Origin of the sequence: Corynebacterium sp. UBA2622, assembly GCF_002339505.1 — a bacterium.
Lineage (GTDB): Bacteria > Actinomycetota > Actinomycetes > Mycobacteriales > Mycobacteriaceae > Corynebacterium.
On the sequence record NZ_DDJO01000004.1, the window covers coordinates 24,593 to 25,821 of the forward strand.

Here is a 1,229-nt window from a genome sequence, read left to right on the forward strand (position 1 = left end):
CCGTCGAGCGCGTCGGCCGCGTCGGCATCCGCCCCGCCCTCGAGGTGACGTGCCGCATCGGCGGCGAGGTGGTGTCCCGCGGCCAGGCGCTCCTCGCCCAGCCGCGCACCGCCTACGTCTACCCGGGCCAGGGCGTCCAGGCCGAGGGGATGGGCAGGGGCGACCGCGGCGCCTGCCCCGCCGCCCGCGAGATCTGGCGCCGCGCCGACCGTCACACCCGCAGCGCGCTGGGATTCTCCATCCAGCGCATCGTCGACGAGAACCCGACCTCGGTCACCGTGCGCGGCACCGAGTTCAAGCACCCGCGCGGGGTGCTGCACCTGACGCAGTTCACCCAGGTGGCGCTGGCCGTGGTGGCCTACGCGCAGACCGAGCGGCTGCGGGTCAACAACGCGCTGGCCTCGGGCGCGATGTACGCCGGCCNNGGGCAACATCTTCGACCTCGAGGCCGTCATCGACATCGTCTACTCCCGCGGCTCCGCCATGGGGTCGCTGGTGCCGCGCGATGCCGAAGGCAACTCCGAGTACGGCATGGGCGCGCTGCGCCCCAACATGATCGGCGTCGGCCCGGACGAGGTGCAGGACTACGTCGAGCGCGTGGCGGCGGAATCCGGGGAGTTCCTGGAGATTGTGAACTACAACATCTCCGGCCAGCAGTACTCCGTGGCCGGGACCAAGCGCGGCCTCGAGGCCCTCTCGCGCGCCGCGAACTCCGTGCGCGAACGCGCCTACGTCACCGTGCCCGGCATCGACGTCCCCTTCCACTCCCGCGTCCTGCGCGACGGCGTCCCCACCTTCGCCCGCAAGCTCGACGAGCTGCTCCCCGCCACCATCGACGTGGACACGCTGGAGCACCGCTACGTGCCCAATCTGGTCGCCCGCCCCTTCGAGCTGACCCAGGACTTCATCGACGCGGTGACCGCGGAGGTCCCCTCCGAGCGCCTCGACGGCGTGACCGCGGAGAACACCGACCGCAACACCCTGGCCCGCACCCTGCTCATCGAGCTTCTGGCCTGGCAGTTCGCCTCGCCGGTGCGCTGGATCGAGACCCAGGACCTNNCGGCCTGGCCTCCTCCCCCACCCTGACCAACCTGGCCAAGCGGGAGATGGACGTGGTGGGCCGCCGCATCCCGGTGCTCAACGTCGAGGCGAACCAGGACCTCGTGATGCTCGCCGACACCGTCACGGCCCCCGAGCCGGAGGTCGATGCCGAGCCCACGGAGCCCACC

At 71.9% G+C, this 1,229-nt stretch carries 1 pseudogene; it reads left to right on the forward strand.

Annotation, left to right across the window (positions count from 1 at the left end):
- Positions 1-1,229, forward strand: a pseudogene (locus tag B3611_RS01805) (acyltransferase domain-containing protein); the annotation flags it as partial.